Here is a 17,727-nt window from a genome sequence, read left to right on the forward strand (position 1 = left end):
GTCACTCCTTCGTGGATTCCCGCTCGATCGTGAAGTTGAAGACGCCCGAGTCGAAGTGGTTGTAGGACTCGTAGTCGATGAGGTCGTAGAGATCGGCCCGGTGCTGCATCTCGCCGAGCTTCGAGGTCAGATGCCCCTCGTCGTTCAGAGTATCCAGTGCACGGCCGGATGCCCCCATCGAGATGCGCAGGAGCGACACCGGCCAGATGACGAGGTTGACCCCGGCGTCGCGCAGCTGATCCGTGGAGAACAGCTCGCTCTTGCCGAACTCGGTCATGTTGGCGAGGATCGGCACGTCCAGCGCCTCCGCCATCGCCTCGAACTCGGCGAGGGTGCGCATCGCCTCGGGGAAGACGGCATCCGCTCCGGCATCCACCAGCGCCTTGGCGCGGTCGATCGCGGCATCCAGTCCCTCGATCGCACGGATGTCGGTGCGCGCCATGATGAGGAAGTTCGGGTCGCGGCGGGCGTCGGCGGCGGCGCGGATGCGCTTGATCGCGGTGTTCTCGTCGACGACGCTCTTGCCGTCGAGGTGACCGCAGCGCTTCGGGTTGATCTGGTCTTCGATGTGGGTGCCGGCGAGTCCGGCATCCTCGAGCTCCTGGATCGTGCGGGCCACGTTCATCGGCTCGCCGAAGCCAGTGTCGGCGTCGACGAGCGCAGGAAGCTCCGTCATGCGGGCGATCTGCTTCGCGCGACCGGCGACCTCGGTGAGCGTGGTGAGGCCGATGTCGGGCAGGCCGAGGTCGGCGGCGAGCACGGCGCCGGAGATGTAGACCCCGTCGAAACCCTTCTGCTCGATGAGTCGGGCGCTCAGCGGGTTGAACGCCCCCGGGAAGCGCAGCAGCTCGCCGCTCTCGAGCCGCTCGCGGAAGAGGCGCCGCTTCTCGGCCGGCGTGGTGGTGGAGTACAGCATCAGAACAGCCCCTTCGGTGCGTCCGCACCCTCGAGCAGCCCCGCCCTGGCGACGATCGACAGTTCGCCGACCTCCGCTGCCGTCAGCTCGGGCAGGCGCTGCACGAGCTCGAGGAAGCGCTCGATCTCGGCGGGCTCGAGCACGGGCTCGGCGAGCAGGCGGAACTTCGCGATGTAGTTGTCGCGGGCGAACGGACGGGCGCCGAGCGGGTGCGCGTCGGCGACCGCGATCTCGTCGACCACGGTCGTGCCGTCGGTCAGCTGGAACTCGACGCGACCGCCGAACGCCTTCACGTCGGGGTCTTCGGAGTGGTAGCGGCGGGTCCACTCGGCATCCTCGGCCGTGGTGATCTTGTGCCACAGCTCGACGGTGTCGGGGCGTGCCGCGCGAGACGGGGCGTAGGAGTCGACGTGGTGCCAGCCGCCATCCTGCAGCGCGACCGCGAAGATGTACGGGATCGAGTGGTCGAGCGTCTCGCGGGACGCCGTCGGGTCGTACTTCTGCGGGTCGTTCGCGCCCGAGCCGATCACGTAGTGCGTGTGGTGGCTGGTGTGCAGCACGATCGAGGCGATGTTCGCCGGGTCGCGCAGCGCCGGGTTCTCGGTGCCGAGCTTGCGAGCGAGGTCGATCCACGCCTGTGCCTGGTACTCGGCCGAGTGCTCCTTCGTGTACGAGTCGAGGATCGCGCGCTTCGGCTCGCCGGCCGCGGGCAGCGGCACCTCGTAGGCGGCGTCCTTGCCGTCGAGCATCCAGGCGATCACGCCGTCTTCGCCTTCGTAGATCGGGGCGGGGCTCGTCTGTCCGCGCATCGCCCGGTCGACCGCTTCGACCGCCATCTTGCCGGCGAAGGCCGGGGCGTGCGCCTTCCAGGTCGAGATCTCGCCCTTGCGGCTCTGACGGGTGGCGGTCGTGGTGTGCAGGCCCTGCCCGACGGCCTGGTAGATCGTCTCGACGTCGAGGCCGAGGAGCGTGCCGATGCCGGCCGCGGCCGAGGGGCCGAGGTGGGCGACGTGGTCGATCTTGTGCTTGTGCAGGCAGATCGCTCGCACGAGGTCCATCTGGATCTCGTAGCCGGTGGCGATGCCGCGCACGAGCGCCCGGCCGTCCTTGCCGGTGTGCTGTGCGACGGCGAGGATCGGCGGGATGTTGTCGCCCGGGTGCGAATACTCGGCGGCGAGGAAGGTGTCGTGGTAGTCGAGCTCGCGCACGGCGACACCGTTCGCCCACGCCGCCCACTCGGGGCTCGTGCGGCGGTCGAGCGCGGCACCGAAGAGGTTCGCGCCGGCGCCACCGGTCGAGACGGGGTGGCTGAACGCCTGCGCGCGCGCCGCGTTGATCGGCGCGCGGGTGAGGGATGCCGCGGCGACCGACGCGTTGTCGATGATGCGGTTGATGATCATGTCGACGACGTCCTGCTCGACCTCGACCGGGTCGGCGGCGACCTCGGCGATCTTCCAGGCGAGCTGGTCGGAGCGTTCGAGGTTCTCGTCGCTGCGGTGGACGCGGACGTGGTGGGTGACGGTCATTTCTGTCCTTCGTTCAGGGTCTCGAGGATGCCGGTGAGCGCGTTGTGCAGGTGCACGTGCGTGGCGTGGGCGGCGAGGTCGCCGTCGCGCGCGGCGAGCGCCTGCGCGATGGTGCGGTGCTCCGAAGCGGATGCCGCGAGCCGCGCGGGTTTGTCGCGGGCCATCCGCCGCACCCGCACGAGGTGGGTGCGCACGGTGCGGAGAGCCGAGGCGATGTAGTCGTTGGCGACGGCGGCATCGAGCGCGGCGTCGAACCGGGCGATGAGTGCGTAGTAGGCGTCGCGCCCCTCGGCGGCGGTGAGATCGACGTGGGCGAACTCGTCGGCGAGCGCGGCGAACAGCGCGGCATCCCCGCGGGCGGCAGCCAGTCGGGCGGAGGTCTCCTCGAGCGCACGGCGGATCTCGAACAGCGAGCGGATGTCGTCAGCGTCCAGGTCCGCCACGACGGTGACGCGCGGCGACTGCTGCACGACGAGGCCGTCGGCGATCAGGCGACGCAGAGCTTCGCGCATGGGGGTGCGGCTCACTCCGAGACGCTCGGCCTGCTCGACCTCGCCGAGCACGACGCCGGCGGCGAGAGCACCGGATTGGATGCCGTCGAGCAGGGCCGTATATGCGCGATCACTCGCGGACGTGCGCTCGACGGAGAGGCTCATCCCCTCAGTGTATACATAAACTCATCGCATGGGCTGTTTGGAGAGGCCCGACCGTTCCCGCGTATACATTCAGGAATCCCGCGCGATCCTCCGGGTCATCCCGCGGCTGCCGCTCTCCTCGTCATCACCGTTCCCGCCGTGACGGTGGCGACCAGCACGAGCGAGACGAAGACGACCACCACAATGCTCTCGGGGAAGAAGACGAGGGCCGCACCCGCGGCGAGCACGGGCAGGGCGAGTCCGCAGTAGGCGATGAGGAAGATGAAGGCGAGCGTCTCGCCGCGGCGGCCGGGCGACGCCAGGGACGCGGCCGTGGCGATCGACGACTTGAAGAGGACGCCGACGCCCAACCCCGCGACGATTCCGCCCAGCAGGAACACGGCGAACTGCGGAGTGAGCGCTCCGATCGCCACCGCCGCCAGTCCCACTCCGCAGCTGATCGTGGCGATCAGGAGCTGGATCCGCAGAGCGATCCGCGCCAGCAGCAGCTGGCCGGCTGCCGCCGCTCCGAAGACCGCGAAGGTCACCGCGCCCGCCAGCAGATGGTCGCGCTGCTCGAACGTGCCGACGAGGATCGACGGCGCGAGCGACGTGAACAGGCCGAGGAGCGCGAACGACGCGAAGGCTCCGAACCCGGCGGCGACGAACGCCGGGCGAGACCCGGACGGCGCGGAGAGCCGTTGCGGCCGATAAGGCACGGGTGTCTCCGGTGCGTCGACGGTCTCCGGGACCGTGGCCACCGCGATCCCGGCGAGTACGAGCGCGATGAGGAACACGACGTGCGGGAGGACCAGCGGATCGGGAGCGAACTCCGCGAAGATCCCTCCGATCAGCGGGCCGAGAGCGAGGCCGCCGAGGTTCGCCGCGCCCGCGACGGATGCGGCGACGACGGCGCTCTCTCCCGGGCGGGACCTCGCACGCGATTCGCTCAGGTACGCGGTCGCCGTCGCGGTGAGCACACCGATGCTGACGCCGTTCACGAGTCGGGCGATGATGAGTCCGGCGGGCGACGACCACAGCAGGAAGAGCGCCGCGGAGATCACGGATATGAGGATCGCGATCAGCAGCATCCGGCGCCGACCCGCCCAGTCGCTGATGTGCCCGAGAAAGAAGAGGCTGACGACGACTCCGACGGCGTAGGCGGCGAAGATGACCGTGATCATCCAGACCGGGAATCCGTCGCGCGCCTCATACAGCGGGTAGAGGGGCGTCGGGACCGTGGAGTACGCCATGACGACGAGGAAGGCCGCGGCGACGATCCAGAACCCCGCGGCGTGAGACGCCAGCTGCTGCCGTACCCGCACGTGCGCCTCCCGAGGATGAGGCTTCAAATCTAGAGGGAGTGAGGGCTTCCCCGCCGGGCGGATTCCTCCGGCACAGGTTCGACGAATTCTGCCTTGCCCTCCGGCACCGGCTCGCCGAGCTTCACCACGATCACGCCGGCGAGCACCAGTGCGCCGCCGAGGGCCTGCAGCAGATCCGGCAGCTGGCCGAGCAGCAGCCAGCCGAACAGCAGCGCCGCCACGACCTCGGCGAGTGCGACGAAGGAGGCGAGTCTCGAGCCCAGCATCCGCGTCGAGGCGATGCCGAGCAGGTAGGCGAGCGCCGTCGCGAGCACGCCCATCGCCAGGACCGGCACGAACCAGGGCACGCTGCCGAAGCGGTAGGCGATGTCATCCGTCGTCCAGGCGATCGGCAGCACGCCGACCGCGCCGGCGATGATCAGGCCGATCGCGCCGAGCAGCAGGCCGCTGCCCGCGAGGGCGAGCGGAGGGAGCCCGGTGTCGGCTCTGGCCGAGAGGACGAAGTACGTGGCAGCGCCGACCATGGCCCCGAGCGCCCAGAGCACACCGGCGACGTTCACCTCGGCGCCCGTGACGACGTCGAGCATCAGCACGAGTCCGACGAAGGCGATGATCGCTCCGAGGATGCTGCGCCGGCTCGGCCGTTCACCGCGACGGATCCAGAGCCAGAGGATCACCGCGACGGGCGCCGTGTATTCGATGAGCAGGGCGATGCCGACATCCATCACCGCGACGGCCTGGAAGTAGAAGAGCTGGGTCGCGGTCACGGCGAGGAGGCCGTACGCGGCGATCATGCCGAGGTTGCGGCGGAGCAGACCCCACTTCCCGCGCAGCGAGATGAGAGTCGGGATCAGCAGCACCAGGGCGGCGACGCAGATGCGCGCGGTCACGGCGGCGCCGGGCGTCCAACCCGCGTCGATGAGCCCCCGCGCCCATCCCCCCGACATGCCGAAGGCGAAGGCGGCGCCGATCGCGAGCGGCAGGCCGAGGCCGACGCCGGGCTTCACTGCCGAGGTCACGTCATTCGCCACTGTGCTCATGACATGTGACGCTACGCGTATCCGATGTAAGATGTCAACATGATCTTCACCGATGACACGGAAGAGACCCTCCGTTCGGCCGTCTGGCTCGTGAACTCGGCCGAGGATCCGGAGACGCTGGCCGATCTCGCCGACTACGAGACCTTCCTCGCGGAGTTCCCGTACACGGGGCGCATCGACCGCGACGAGGCGGAGCTGGCCTCCCTCCAGGCGCTGCGACCGCGTCTGCGCGCGATGCTGCTCGCCTCTCGTGACGACATGGTCGCCCGAGTCAATGACGCGCTCGACGAGAGCACGCTCACCCCGCACCTCGTCCGGCACGACGACACGGACTGGCACCTGCACGCGGTCGCCGACGACAACCCGCTCGCCGAACGCGTGCTGATCGAGACGGCGATGGCCCTGATCGACGTCGTCCGCGCCGACGAAGGCTCGCGCATCACTGTCTGCGACGACGACACGTGCGAGGCGCTGGCCCTCGACCTCTCCCGCAACCGCTCGAAGCGCTACTGCTCGGCCACCTGCGCGAACCGCAACGCCGTCGCCGCCTACCGTGCCCGCCGCGCTGACGCCTGACGCCTGACGCCTGACGCCTGTCGCGTCAGCATCCGCCCCGTCCGCCCGCTCCGGTCGTCGACCGCCCTGCACGCGCGCACCCCTCACCGCACATCTGCGCAGCAGGCGCTGGACGCGAACCTGTCATCACAGGTACACTCAACTTGTCATTACAGGTTGCGCAGCGCCGCAGCATCCTCGCAAGGAGCACCGATGCCCGAGTTCCACACCCCGCCGATCTCTCCGACGGCGATCGCCTTCGATGCCGAGAAGCTGACGCTCTCCCCGGAGGGGCCGACCCTCACCCGGCGGATGTCCGACCTCGAAGGCCTCTTCCTCGATCACGATGCCTGGTCGGCCGCCGCGCAGGGTGAGAACCCGGTCGTCTACACCGTCGTCAGCTCCCCCATTCCCGAGGTCGACCGCGAACTCCCGCAGTCGATCACCACGATCATGCCCGGCGACACGTCCGGCGAGCTGTGGATGACGAAGGGGCACCAGCATCCGAACCACCAGGGCGAGATCTACCTCGCGCTGAAGGGCCGCGGCGGTCTGCTCATGTTCGACGGCGAGCGCACCGAATGGCTCGACATGCTGCCCGGCACCATCGGCTACATCCCGCCGGGCTGGGCACACCGTTCGATCAACACCGGCGACGAGCCGTACGCCTTCCTCGCCGTGTACCCGGGCGGCGCCGGCCACGACTACGGCTGGGTTCTCGAGCACGGCATGGGATCGCGCGCCTACCGCGCGGATGCCGACACCGACGGCGTCGACCTGCGTCCCTACGCCGGCTAGGGCCTGTCATGCTCATCGCCCACGACCTCGGCACCACCGGCAACAAGGCGTCCCTCCACCACGACGACGGCCGTCTCGTCGCCTCGGTCACCGTGCCGTACCCCGCGCACTTCGCCGCGGGCGGGATCGCCGAACAGGACCCGGCCGACTGGTGGAACGCGGTCGTCACCGCGACGCGCGACCTGATCGCCCGCACCGAGACCGCTCCGTCCGATGTCGCCGGACTCGTCGTGAGCGGGCAGATGATGGGCGCCGTGCTGCTCGACGCAGACGGCGAGCCGGCACGCCCGGCGATCATCTGGGCCGACACCCGTTCGGGCGCTCAGCAGCGCGAGCTCGAGGCCGCCCTGGGCGCCGAGCACGCCTACGGGATCCTCGGGCATCGCCTCAACCCGACCTACTCGCTCGAGAAGGTCATGTGGGTGCGCGACAACGAGCCCGACACCTGGGCCCGGGTGCGCCGCGTCTGCGTGGCGAAGGACTTCATCGTGCTGCGCCTGACCGGACGCCTGGCGACCGACCGTTCCGACGCCTCCGGCACCAACGCCTACGACCAGGCCGCCGGCACCTGGTCGGACGAGGTGCTGCAGGCCGCACGCCTCGACCCGACGCTGTTCCCCGAGATCCTCGACTCGACCGCGATCGCGGGCACGCTGACTGATGCCGCCGCCGAGGCGCTCGGCCTTCCCTCGAGCGTGCGCGTGGTGATGGGCGGCGGCGACGGCCCGATGGCGGCCGTCGGCTCTGGCGTGGTCGCGCCCGAGGACGGCGCGTACGTCTGCCTCGGCACGTCGTCATGGATCTCGTTCGCCGCGGATCAGCCCCTGCACGACCCCGCGATGCGCACCTTCACGTTCGACAACGTCGTGCCGGGCTCTTTCGTGCCGACCGCGACGATGCAGGCCGGCGGCGCGTCGGTGCAGTGGATCGCCGAGGCCCTCTCCCCCGACCCTGCGCACCCCGAGACGGGTCGCCTCATCGCGGAAGCCTCGGGCGACGTCGACACCGACGACCTCTACTTCCTCCCCTACCTGCTCGGTGAGCGCTCCCCGCTCTGGGACCCCGACGCGCGCGGCGCCTTCGTCGGCATCGCGCGTCACCACACCAGAGCGCACCTCATGCGGTCGGTGCTCGAGGGCACCGCGTTCAATCTGCTCACCTGCATCCCGGCGTTCCGCGCCTCGGGCGCCGTGATCGACCGCATCGACGCGGTCGGCGGCGGCGCGCAGAGCGATGTCTACCTCTCCGTGCTCGCCGACGTCTGGGGAGTCCCGGTGCGCCGGCGCACGATCGTGGAAGAGGCGAACAGCCTCGGTGCCGCCGTCACGGGCGCCGTCGGCCTGGGTCTCACCGACTTCTCGGCGGCCCGCGCGCTCAGCGAGGTGACCGCCGAGTTCACCCCGGATGCCGGGCGTCACGCGGTGTACGCCGAGCGCCACGCCCGTTTCACCGACGCCTACACCGCGCTCGCACCCTGGTTCGCAGGGCGGCCGAGCTGATGGGCGTCATCCTCGTCACCAGCCGCTCGTTCTCCGACGGCGACCTCGACCTCGTCGGGCGCGCCGCGCAGGCCGGACACCGGATCCTGCGCGGCCCGGCCCATCATGACCTCGACGAACTCCGTCCGCTGCTGCACGGCGCGGATGCCTGGATCGCCGGCACCGGATCGATCACCGACGAGCACCTCGACGCGGCGCCCAAGCTCAAGATCATTGCCCGCTACGGCGTGGGCACCGAGGCCGTCGACCTCGACGCGGCCCGCCGTCGCGGCATCCCGGTCACGAACACTCCCGGCGCGAACGCGGATGCCGTCGCCGACCACGCCGTCGGCCTCATGCTCACCGCGCTCCGGTTCGTGCCCGACGGCGACCGGCGGGTGCGCGACGGCGACTGGGGGGTGCGCCGCGGGCGCGAACTCGGTGCCGCCCTCGTCGGCATCGTGGGCTTCGGCCGCATCGGCCAGGGCGTCGCGAAGCGTCTGAGCGGATTCGGCCCGCGCGTCGTCGCCGCCGATCCCTTCCTGTCGGCGGAGCTGATCCGCGCGAACGGTGCCGAGCCGGTCGACCTCGACGAGCTGTTCCGCGTCGCCGACGTCATCACGCTGCACGCCCCGGGCGGTCAGCTGCTCGTCGACGCCGGGCGGCTCGCCCACATGCGCCGCGGCACCGCCCTGGTGAACACCGCCCGCGGCGACCTCGTCGACGAGTCCGCGATCGCAGAGGCTCTGCGCGACGGCATCCTGTCGGCCTACGCCGCCGACACGCTCGACGGCGACACCGCGGCCCAGTCCAGCCCGCTGCTCGACCCGGCCCTCGCCGACCGGGTGATCGTCACCCCGCACCTCGGCGCCCAGACCACGCAGGCCGTCGACAACATGGGCTCGCTCTCGCTCGACGACGTGATCGCCGTGCTCAAGGGCACCGAGCCCGCCCACCCCGTGATCGCTCGCTAGGAGACCCCGATGACCTCGTCCCTCACCACCGATCCGGTCGCCGCCGCGACGACCCCGGCCGACTACATGGGCTTCGTCGGCGTCACGACCGCGTCGTCGTCGATCATGAAGGTGTTCCCGCTCTGGGCCGACATCCTGGGCCTCCCGACGCGCACCCTGATCGGCCATGACCTGCCGATGGATGCGACGCCTGTGCAGTACCGGGCCATGGTCGAGCAGATCCGCGACGACCCGCACCACCGCGGCGCCCTCGTGACCACGCACAAGATGAACGTGTACGCCGCGGCATCCGACCTGTTCGACGAGCTCGACCCGTTCGCGGTGTCGTGCGCGGAGATCTCGAGCATCTCCAAGCGCGGGCCGCTGCTGTCGGGCCGCGCGAAGGATCCGATCACGGTCGACCTGGCGCTGAACGACTTCCTCCCGGGCGACCACTTCGCCCGCACCGGTGCCGAGGTCGTCATCCTCGGCGCCGGCGGCTCGGGGACCGCGCTCAGCTGGGCGCTCGCGGAGCGCGCCGACGCTCCCGCCCGCATCACCGTGACCGCCCGCTCGCAGGAGAAGCTCGATCACCTGCGCGAGGTGCACCGCCAGCACGGCACCCGGGAGGGGCTGATCGAGTACGTCGTCACCGCGACTCCGGAGGACGCCGACGCCGTGGTGGCCGCTGCCCCCGCCGGCTCGGTGATCGCCAACGCCACGGGGCTCGGCAAGGACCGCCCCGGCTCTCCGCTGACCGACGCGGTCGTGTTCCCCGAAGACGCCTACGCGTGGGAGTTCAACTACCGCGGATCGCTCGAGTTCCTGCACCAGGCCCGGGCGCAGGCGGCCGAGCAGCCCCTGAACGTCATCGACGGCTGGCGCTACTTCATCCACGGCTGGTCGCAGGTGGTGGCCGACGTGTTCGAGCTCGACCTCACTCCCGAGATCGTCGAGCGGCTCGCCGACGCGGCGGAGTCGGTGCGCTGATGCCCGGCGTCCGCACGGTGCTCGGCGACGTCGACCCGGCGGCACTCGGACGCGTGAACTATCACGAGCACCTGTTCCAGGTGTCGCCCTTGCTGCCCGGTGACGAGCTCGACGACGAGCGCGCGTCGGGCACCGAGGCGGGCCTCCTGAAGGCGAGCGGCTTCGAGGCCATGGCCGATGCGACGCCCTTCGGTCTCGCTCGCGATCCTGCCGCCCTGGCGCGGATCAGCACCACGACCGGCCTGCACATCGTCGCGACCACGGGACGGCACCGCGAGGCGCACTACGGCGCCGACCACCCGATGCAGGTCTGGACCGCGGACCGCCTCGCGTCGCTGTTCGTCTCCGACATCACCCGCGGCATGCCGGCAGACGACGCCGCCGTTTTCGAGACACCCGAGGTGCCGGCGGCCGTCGCTCCGGGCGGGGGCACCGTGCGCGCCGGGATGCTGAAGGGCGGCGTCGACTACTGGCGGATCAGCCGCTTCGAGCAGACGACCCTCCTCGCCGTCGCCGCGGCGCACCGCGCGACCGGTGCGCCCGTGATGGTGCATCTGGAGTTCTGCACCGCCGCGCACGAGGTGCTCGACATGCTGGCGGGTGAGGGCGTGGCATCCGACCGCGTGGTGCTGGCGCACGCCGACCGCGATCCGGATGCCGGGCTCCACGTCTCCCTCGCCGAGCGCGGCGCCTACCTCGGCTACGACGGCTTCGCGCGCCCGCGCACCCGCTCCGACGCCGAACTGCTCGCGCTGACCGCGGCGGTCGTCGAACGCGGAGCCGGTGACCGGGTCGTGCTGGGTGGCGACGTCGCGCGGCGCAGCCGATACATCGCGTACGGAGGGATGCCGGGACTCGCGTACCTCGGTGAGCGCTACCTCCCGCGTCTCCGCGCCCTCGTCGGCGACGACGCCGTCGACCGGATGCTGGTCGCCAACCCCGCGCGCCTGCTCACGCTTTCGGCCGCGGCCTGAGCGGCGGCCTGAGCCGCGGCATCCGCCCCGCGCCCGCACCGTCGGGAGGAGTTCTCTCCCAGGGGAGGAGACTGGAGCCCTCAGCATCCGCTCGACGACGAGATCTCCGCCCGAACCGCATCCACCCGAGGAGCCCCCATGACCGAACCGACGATCCTGCACGCCACGTTCACCGCCCAGCCGGGGCAGGGTGACCGCGTGGCGGCGCTGCTCCACGACTTCGCCGAGGTGGTGCGCGCCGAGGAGGGCACCGTCGTCTTCGACGCCAGCCGCCTCGCCGACGACCCCGACCGGTTCTTCGTGTACGAGGTCTACCGCGACGACGAGGCATTCCGGGCGCATCTCGCCGCTCCCGCGGGTGTGCCGTTCAACGCCGAGTTGCAGACGCTGATCGTCGAACCTTCGTCGCAGCTCACCTTCCTCCAGCGCGTCTGACGCCTGGTCGCGCCCGGGACCCGCCGGCATCCGCACCGCATCGCGCCCGGCATCCGCACCGCGTCGGGAGGAGTTCTCGCCGTCGGGCGGAGCTCGGCGCGGATTCCTCCGCCCGAGCGTGAGATCTCCGCCCGAGCCGTCCGCCGCGCGCTCGACGTCGGCAGGTCCCGCCTGACACGAAGAAGCCCCCCACCCGAAGGTGAGGGGCTTCCGTCGATCTCTGCAGGTCACTCGTAGAGGACTGCGGCGATCTTCGGGTCTTCGAGGTTGGTCTTGTCGTACCAGTACGAACCGGTGTCGTAGAACTCCTCCACCGCGTCGCCGTTGGCCGCGTCGTAGGCCGCCTGGACGACCTGCTCGCCGATGCCGATCGGGTCCTGCGTGATGGCGCCGGCCATGGTGCCGTCCTTGATCGCGTTGATCTGCGCAGCGCCGGAGTCGAAGCCGACGATCGTGATCTTGCCCTTCTCGAGGCCGAGCTCGTTCACCGCGTTGACCACGCCGATGGCGGAGCCCTCGTTGGTGCCGTAGATGCCCTTGAGGTCGGGGTGAGCCGCGATCAGCGTCTTGGCGATGTCGGCCGACTTCAGGTGGTCTCCGTCGCCGTACTGGATGTCGACGATCTCGATGTCAGGGTAGTCCGCTTCCATCTTCTCGACGAAGCCGTCACGACGCTCGACACCGGTCGAGTTGATCTGCGAGTGGCCCACGATCGCGACCTGGCCCTCACCGCCGATCAGATCGGCCATGTGCTCTGCGGCCAGGGCTCCGGCGACCTTGCTGTCGGTCGCCGAGAGGCTGAGTCCGACGTCGCCGTTGCACGGAGCGTCGAAGTAGACCACCGGGATGTCCTTCGACTTCGCCTGCTCGAGCGGGGCGACGCACGCCTCGGGGTCGAGGGCGGCGTAGGCGATGGCGTTCGGGTTCTTGTCGATCGCCGCGGTCAGCATCTCGAGCTGCTGCGCGATCTCGGTCTCGGCCGCGGGGCCTTCGAAGGTGATCTTGACGCCGAGCTCTTCCGCCTTCTGCTCTGCGCCCTTCTTCACGGCCTGCCAGAACTGGTGCTGGAAGCCCTTCGAGACCAGCGCGATGTACATCTCGCCATCGCCGCTGCCGCTGTCGCCGCCGCTGCCCTCTTCGATCACGTCACCGCCGCCGGCACAGCCGGCGAATACCAACGCGGATGCTGCCACGAGTGCCGCGAATGCGGTCTTCTTGCCGAATTTCATGGAAACTCCATTGTTCTCTGTGATTGCCGGCCAGGGCCGACGGTGGACGTCATGGTGCGTATTCAGTTGAGTTGGGAGATGCGCGCCGGGACGCGCGGAGATCAGGTCCGCTGGCGGTTGCGCAGCGAGTCGAGGAAGACGGCCAGCAGCACGACCACACCGACGACGATGTTCTGCCATTCGGATTGGATCGACAGGATGCGCAGGCCGTTGACGAGCACGCTCATGATCAGCGCGCCGATGACGGTGCCGAGGATGGATCCGCGGCCGCCGAGCAGCGACGTGCCGCCGATGATGACCGCGGCGATGGCCTGCAGCTCGTACCCCGTGCCGATCTGCGGCTGGGCCGAGTCGAGGCGGGCGGCGATGACGATGCCGGCGATGCCGGTGAAGGCTCCGGCGAACATGTAGATGAGGATCGTCCAGCGGCGCGTGTTGACGCCGGAGAGCCGGGTGGCCTCCTCGTTCGAGCCGATCGCGAAGGTGTAGCGGCCGAGGAGCGTCTTCGACAGCACCAGCCAGGCGATGATCGCGACGACAGCGGTGATCAGCACGGCGTTCGGGATGCCGGGGATGATCACGCCGAGCGCGATCTTCTTGAAGTCGGGTGCCGAGGTCGAGAAGTAGATCGGCGAGACGTTCGAGATGACGAGGGCCAGGCCACCGGCGATCATCATCATCGCCAGCGTGGCGATGAAGGGAGGAAGCCGCAGGAAGGTGATGTTGATGCCGTTCACCAGCCCCATCAGCACTCCGGTGAGCACGCCGCCGATGACGCCGACCCAGACCGGGAGCCCCATGTTCGTCACGAACACGCCGGTCATCACGGCGCACAGCGCCATGCCGGTGCCGATCGACAGGTCGATGCCGCCGGTGATGATGACGAACGTGGTTCCGAGGGCGAGGATGCCGATGACCGCGGTCGAGAGCAGCACCGTGGCGATGTTGCTGAAGGTGAAGAAGTTCGGGCTGGCGATCGCGAAGAAGATCACCAGCACGATGAGGGTGCCGAACGCCAGGGACTGCTGGAGCTGACGCTTCAGGAAGCCTCCGACATCGCGCTTGTCGGTGTTCTCGTCGACGGCCGTCTGGATGATCGTCGTCGTCGACGATCCGGACTGCTGTGGGGTGCTCATTCGTCTTCCTCCCCGTGGGCTGCGAGTTGCATGATCTTCTCCTGGCTGGCTTCCTCGTTGCGGAGCGTGCCGGTGATGCGTCCGTTCGCGAAGACCGCGATGCGGTTCGCGACGCGGAGGATCTCCGGGAGCTCCGATGAGATGACGATGATGGACTTGCCCGCCTCGGCGAGCTGCTGCATGAGGCGGTAGATCTCTTCCTTCGCTCCGACGTCGATGCCTCGGGTCGGTTCGTCGAAGATGAGGATGTCGCAGTCGCGCATCAGCCACCGGGCGATGACGACCTTCTGCTGGTTCCCTCCGGAGAGCAGCTTGACGACCTGGTTCACCGAGGGCGTCTTGACCCGCAGCTGCTGGACGTACTCCTTGGTGCGGTTCTTCGCCTTGCTGTCGCCCATCCAGCCGATGCCGTTGGCGTACGAGCCGAGCGAGGCGAGCACCGTGTTGAACGTGACGTCCTGCTCGAGCATCAGTCCGAGGAGCTTCCGATCCTCGGAGAGGTAGCCGACGCCGTGCTTCACGGCATCCGCGGGCTGTCCGATGCGCACCGGACGTCCGCTGATCGAGATCGTGCCGCCGTCGCGGTGGTCGGCACCGATCACGGCGCGCGCGGTCTCGGTGCGCCCCGCACCCATGAGGCCGGCGAAGCCGAGGATCTCACCGCGGTGCAGCTGGAACGACACGTCCTTGAGCAGGTTCCGCGTCGACAGCCCCTGCACGTCGAGCACGACGGGATCGTTGATGTGGTCGCGCGCCTCGGGGCGGGTGCCCTCGTCGATCACACGCCCGACCATCATCTCGATGATCTTGGGGATGGTGACGTCGGCACGGTCGAGTGATCCGATGTATGTGCCGTCGCGGAGAACGGTGACCCGGTCCGCCAGACGGCGGAGCTCGTCCATGCGGTGGGAGATGTAGACGATGCCGGTGCCGCTCGCCTTGAGCTGCTCGATCAGCACGAACAGCGTCTCGACCTCGGTGTCGGTGAGGGCAGACGTCGGCTCGTCCATGATGAGCACCTTGGCGTTGAACGACAGCGCCTTCGCGATCTCGACCATCTGCTGCTCGGCGACCGTGAGCTCGCCGACGAGCTGGCGCGGTTCGAGGCGGATGTCGAGTCGTTTCAGCAATTCCGTCGTCTGCGCGTTCAGCTTGCGCTCGGAGAGGAAGGGGCCGGAAGTCGGCTCACGGCCTACGAAGATGTTCTGTGCGACGGTGAGGTCGGGCATCAGGTTGAGCTCTTGATGGATGATCGTGATGCCGAGCTCCTGGGCCTGCAGGGGGCTCGTGAGCTCCACCTCCTGGCCCTCGAACGTGATGGTGCCCTCGTCCTTGGTGTAGATCCCGGAGAGGATCTTCATCAGCGTCGACTTGCCGGCGCCGTTCTCGCCCACGAGCACCAGCACCTCGCCGGAACGCACCTCCATGTGCACGTCTTTCAGCGCCTGCACACCGGGGAATCCCTTGCTGATCCCCTCCACTCTGAGAATGGGCTCAGTCATGTGCTCACCTGCTTCCTTGAAGGTCGTGTTGCGGTTCCGATGATGCGTGCCGCAGTAAACATCGGATCAATTCTGCGGCCTGCGTCTCATCCGCGCAAGTTGTATCTAAATGTAACTAACCAATGCCGCGAGCGGAAGACCTGTAATGACATCTTGATCTTTCCCCCCGCTCGCCGCTGACTTCCCGTGTCAGTGGAGCCGGATGGAATCGACCGCCACGAGCTTGTCGCGGATATACGCGTTCGCGTGCGCGCCCAGCTCGTCGTTGTCGGTCCAGAGGTTGCGCCAGATGCCCAGCATGCGGCTGAGATCCGGGGCGACGACCGCCGACGAGAACGACTCGAACACGATCGGACCGTCGTAGCCGATGCGGCCGAGGGCCTTGAAGAACGTGTCGAAGTCGACCGTGCCGGTGCCGAGGTAGCCGCGGTGGCTCTCGCCGATGTGCACGTAGCGGAGGGCGGGAGCGGCGTCGAGGACGGGCGCGAACATATCCGACTCCTCGATGTTCATGTGGTACGTGTCGAGGTGCACGCCGAGATTCGGCCGATCGACCTCGGCGAGATACCCGAGGGCCTGCCGCGCGGTGTTCAGCACATTGGTCTCATAGCGGTTGACGACCTCGAGCGAGACCGACACCCCGCGCTCGGCGGCATGGTCTGCCACACGGCCGATCACGGCACGACTGCTGGCGAGACCGTCGGGCGTCGCCGGCTCCATGTACTTCTTCATGGCGCTGTAGATCACGCCGCAGAAGTGCCGGCCGCCGAGCTCTGCGAGCACGTCGACCGCGCGGATCAGCAGCGCCTCACCGGCAGCGGCGATCGCAGGATCCGCGCTCGTCACGTCGGTCGCGTCGGACAGCCCGAGCGAGGCGCTGACGGCGAGACCGTGCTCTTCGAGCGCGTCCTTGGCCGCCGCGACATCGAAGGAGAAGGGATCCATCAGCGGGAACTCGATCAGGTCGAAGCCCGCCTGCTTCGTCTTCTCCACCGCGAGACGGATGCCGTCGGCATCGAAGTTCCCGGTCCAGACGAGCCCGTGGCAGCCGATGTTCATGAGGCCTCTCGCAGGCGGGTGTGCGGCACCGTCGCCTCGTCGACTTGGCACGTGCCAAGTCGACGTTCGAGTCACGCTACGTGGGCAGGCTGAGGGATGTCAAGACTTTTCTTGGCACGTTGCAATTCTCCCGATAGCCTGGGGTCTCCGATCCAGAACGAGGAGCAGTCATGCCTGCGAGCGTCAAGGACGTCGCCGCCCTGGCCGGGGTCTCCTCCTCGACCGTGTCGAACTACCTCAACCATCCGCATGTGCTCGGCGCTGCGAGCCGGGAGCGTGTGGAGGCCGCCATCGAGCAGCTCGGCTTCGTGCCCAACGAGTCGGCCCGGCAGCTGCGCGCAGGCTCCAGCAAGGCCCTCGCGCTGATCCTCCTCGACGCCTGGCTGCCCTACTTCAACGAGCTCTCCCGCGGAGTGGAGGACGTCACGCGCGAAGGCGGCTGGTCGCTCTTCTTCAGCAACAGCAACCGCGACGGCGCGCAGGAGCGGCGCAACATCGACATGTTCGAGGCCCACCGGGTGCAGGGCATCGTGATCTACCCGCTCGGCGACGTGGTCCCTCGCCTCGAACGCCTGGCCGAACGCGGCATCCGCTCGGTCGTCGTCGGCCCGATCCGCGAATCGGCCACCGTCGCGTCGGTGCTCTTCGACGACCGCGGCGGCGGCAGACTCGCCGGCGAGCACCTGGTGTCGCTCGGGCGCCGGCGCATCGTGTTCCTCGGGAGCCCGGCCGTGAGCCAGTCGAACGATCGCCTGGCCGGCCTGCAGGATGCCGTCGCGAACGGCCCCGCGACGATCACCGTGATGGATGTGCCGCACCTCGCGACCGAAGACGGTCTGCGCGCGGCCGAGCAGATCATCGCACTGCCCGCGGAGGAACGCCCGGATGCCGTGTTCGCCGCGAACGACATGGTGGCGCTCGGGGTGCTCACGCAGCTGCTGCGCCACGGCATCCGCGTCCCCGAGGAGATCGCCCTCGTCGGCTTCGACGACGTGGACCAGGCGCACCAGAGCGTCGTGCCGCTGACGAGCGTGCGCCAGCCGGGGTACGAGATCGGCCGCGCCGCCGGTGCCGCGCTGCTGCAGCAGCTCGCCGATCCGACCGCCGCACCGCCCGAGACGACGCCGTTCCCCGCCGAGCTCGTCGTGCGCGAGTCGACGATCGGGCGCTGAGGCG

General features: G+C 69.2%; 17 protein-coding genes. 8 read left to right on the forward strand and 9 right to left on the reverse strand.

Annotated features, from left to right (window positions below):
* Nucleotide 1: 1 nt before the first annotated feature.
* The 5 genes from prpB to LC452_RS03365 form a co-directional block, all read right to left on the reverse strand.
* Complete coding sequence (prpB, locus tag LC452_RS03345) at nt 2–916, reverse strand: methylisocitrate lyase (protein WP_223622605.1); 915 nt, start codon at nt 914–916, stop codon at nt 2–4.
* Nucleotides 916–2,442: an MmgE/PrpD family protein gene (locus tag LC452_RS03350; protein ID WP_223622606.1), complete on the reverse strand. Its 1,527-nt coding sequence runs from the start codon at nt 2,440–2,442 to the stop codon at nt 916–918. The genes prpB and LC452_RS03350 overlap by 1 nt, the downstream gene beginning before the upstream one ends.
* Nucleotides 2,439–3,098, reverse strand: a complete 660-nt coding sequence (locus tag LC452_RS03355; RefSeq protein ID WP_223622607.1) for a GntR family transcriptional regulator — start codon at nt 3,096–3,098, stop codon at nt 2,439–2,441. The genes LC452_RS03350 and LC452_RS03355 overlap by 4 nt, the downstream gene beginning before the upstream one ends.
* 95 nt (nt 3,099–3,193) lie before the next feature.
* The gene (locus LC452_RS03360; RefSeq protein WP_223622608.1) at nt 3,194–4,402 is read right to left on the reverse strand and encodes an MFS transporter; all 1,209 of its coding nucleotides are present in this window, start codon (nt 4,400–4,402) and stop codon (nt 3,194–3,196) included.
* 29 nt (nt 4,403–4,431) lie between these two features.
* Nucleotides 4,432–5,442, reverse strand: a complete 1,011-nt coding sequence (locus tag LC452_RS03365; protein ID WP_223622609.1) for a DMT family transporter — start codon at nt 5,440–5,442, stop codon at nt 4,432–4,434.
* A gap of 39 nt (nt 5,443–5,481) precedes the next feature.
* Between LC452_RS03365 and LC452_RS03370 the strand changes: the two genes are divergently transcribed.
* From LC452_RS03370 to LC452_RS03400, 7 genes are all read left to right on the forward strand, one after another.
* Nucleotides 5,482–6,018: a CGNR zinc finger domain-containing protein gene (locus tag LC452_RS03370; protein WP_223622610.1), complete on the forward strand. Its 537-nt coding sequence runs from the start codon at nt 5,482–5,484 to the stop codon at nt 6,016–6,018.
* Nucleotides 6,019–6,210: 192 nt separating this feature from the next.
* Complete coding sequence (locus LC452_RS03375; RefSeq protein ID WP_223622611.1) at nt 6,211–6,795, forward strand: glucose-6-phosphate isomerase family protein; 585 nt, start codon at nt 6,211–6,213, stop codon at nt 6,793–6,795.
* A gap of 8 nt (nt 6,796–6,803) precedes the next feature.
* Nucleotides 6,804–8,294: a xylulokinase gene (xylB, locus tag LC452_RS03380; protein WP_223622612.1), complete on the forward strand. Its 1,491-nt coding sequence runs from the start codon at nt 6,804–6,806 to the stop codon at nt 8,292–8,294.
* Nucleotides 8,294–9,247, forward strand: coding sequence for an NAD(P)-dependent oxidoreductase (locus LC452_RS03385; protein ID WP_223622613.1), 954 nt, complete (start codon nt 8,294–8,296; stop codon nt 9,245–9,247). The genes xylB and LC452_RS03385 overlap by 1 nt, the downstream gene beginning before the upstream one ends.
* 9 nt (nt 9,248–9,256) lie before the next feature.
* Complete coding sequence (locus LC452_RS03390; RefSeq protein WP_223622614.1) at nt 9,257–10,216, forward strand: shikimate dehydrogenase; 960 nt, start codon at nt 9,257–9,259, stop codon at nt 10,214–10,216.
* Nucleotides 10,216–11,190 (forward strand): phosphotriesterase, encoded by a 975-nt coding sequence (locus LC452_RS03395; RefSeq protein WP_223622615.1) that lies wholly within the window; start codon nt 10,216–10,218, stop codon nt 11,188–11,190. The genes LC452_RS03390 and LC452_RS03395 overlap by 1 nt, the downstream gene beginning before the upstream one ends.
* A gap of 138 nt (nt 11,191–11,328) precedes the next feature.
* Nucleotides 11,329–11,625: a putative quinol monooxygenase gene (locus LC452_RS03400; protein WP_223622616.1), complete on the forward strand. Its 297-nt coding sequence runs from the start codon at nt 11,329–11,331 to the stop codon at nt 11,623–11,625.
* Between the two features lie 227 nt (nt 11,626–11,852).
* On the opposite strand, the gene LC452_RS03405 is transcribed toward LC452_RS03400, so the two are convergent.
* The 4 genes from LC452_RS03405 to LC452_RS03420 form a co-directional block, all read right to left on the reverse strand.
* A complete protein-coding gene (locus LC452_RS03405; protein ID WP_223622617.1) occupies nt 11,853–12,854 on the reverse strand; it encodes an ABC transporter substrate-binding protein in 1,002 nt (333 codons plus the stop codon).
* Between the two features lie 101 nt (nt 12,855–12,955).
* Nucleotides 12,956–13,990 carry an ABC transporter permease gene (locus LC452_RS03410; RefSeq protein WP_223622618.1) on the reverse strand — a complete coding sequence of 345 codons (1,035 nt, stop codon included), beginning with the start codon at nt 13,988–13,990 and terminating at the stop codon, nt 12,956–12,958.
* A complete protein-coding gene (locus LC452_RS03415; protein ID WP_223622619.1) occupies nt 13,987–15,492 on the reverse strand; it encodes a sugar ABC transporter ATP-binding protein in 1,506 nt (501 codons plus the stop codon). Before LC452_RS03415 ends, LC452_RS03410 begins: the two co-directional genes overlap by 4 nt.
* 189 nt (nt 15,493–15,681) lie before the next feature.
* Entirely contained in the window at nt 15,682–16,551 is an 870-nt protein-coding gene (locus LC452_RS03420; RefSeq protein WP_223622620.1) for a sugar phosphate isomerase/epimerase, read from the reverse strand.
* Nucleotides 16,552–16,721: 170 nt separating this feature from the next.
* Between LC452_RS03420 and LC452_RS03425 the strand changes: the two genes are divergently transcribed.
* Nucleotides 16,722–17,723 (forward strand): LacI family DNA-binding transcriptional regulator, encoded by a 1,002-nt coding sequence (locus LC452_RS03425; RefSeq protein WP_223622621.1) that lies wholly within the window; start codon nt 16,722–16,724, stop codon nt 17,721–17,723.
* Nucleotides 17,724–17,727 lie beyond the last annotated feature (4 nt).

The organism is Microbacterium sp. EST19A (assembly GCF_019969685.1).
Lineage (GTDB): Bacteria > Actinomycetota > Actinomycetes > Actinomycetales > Microbacteriaceae > Microbacterium.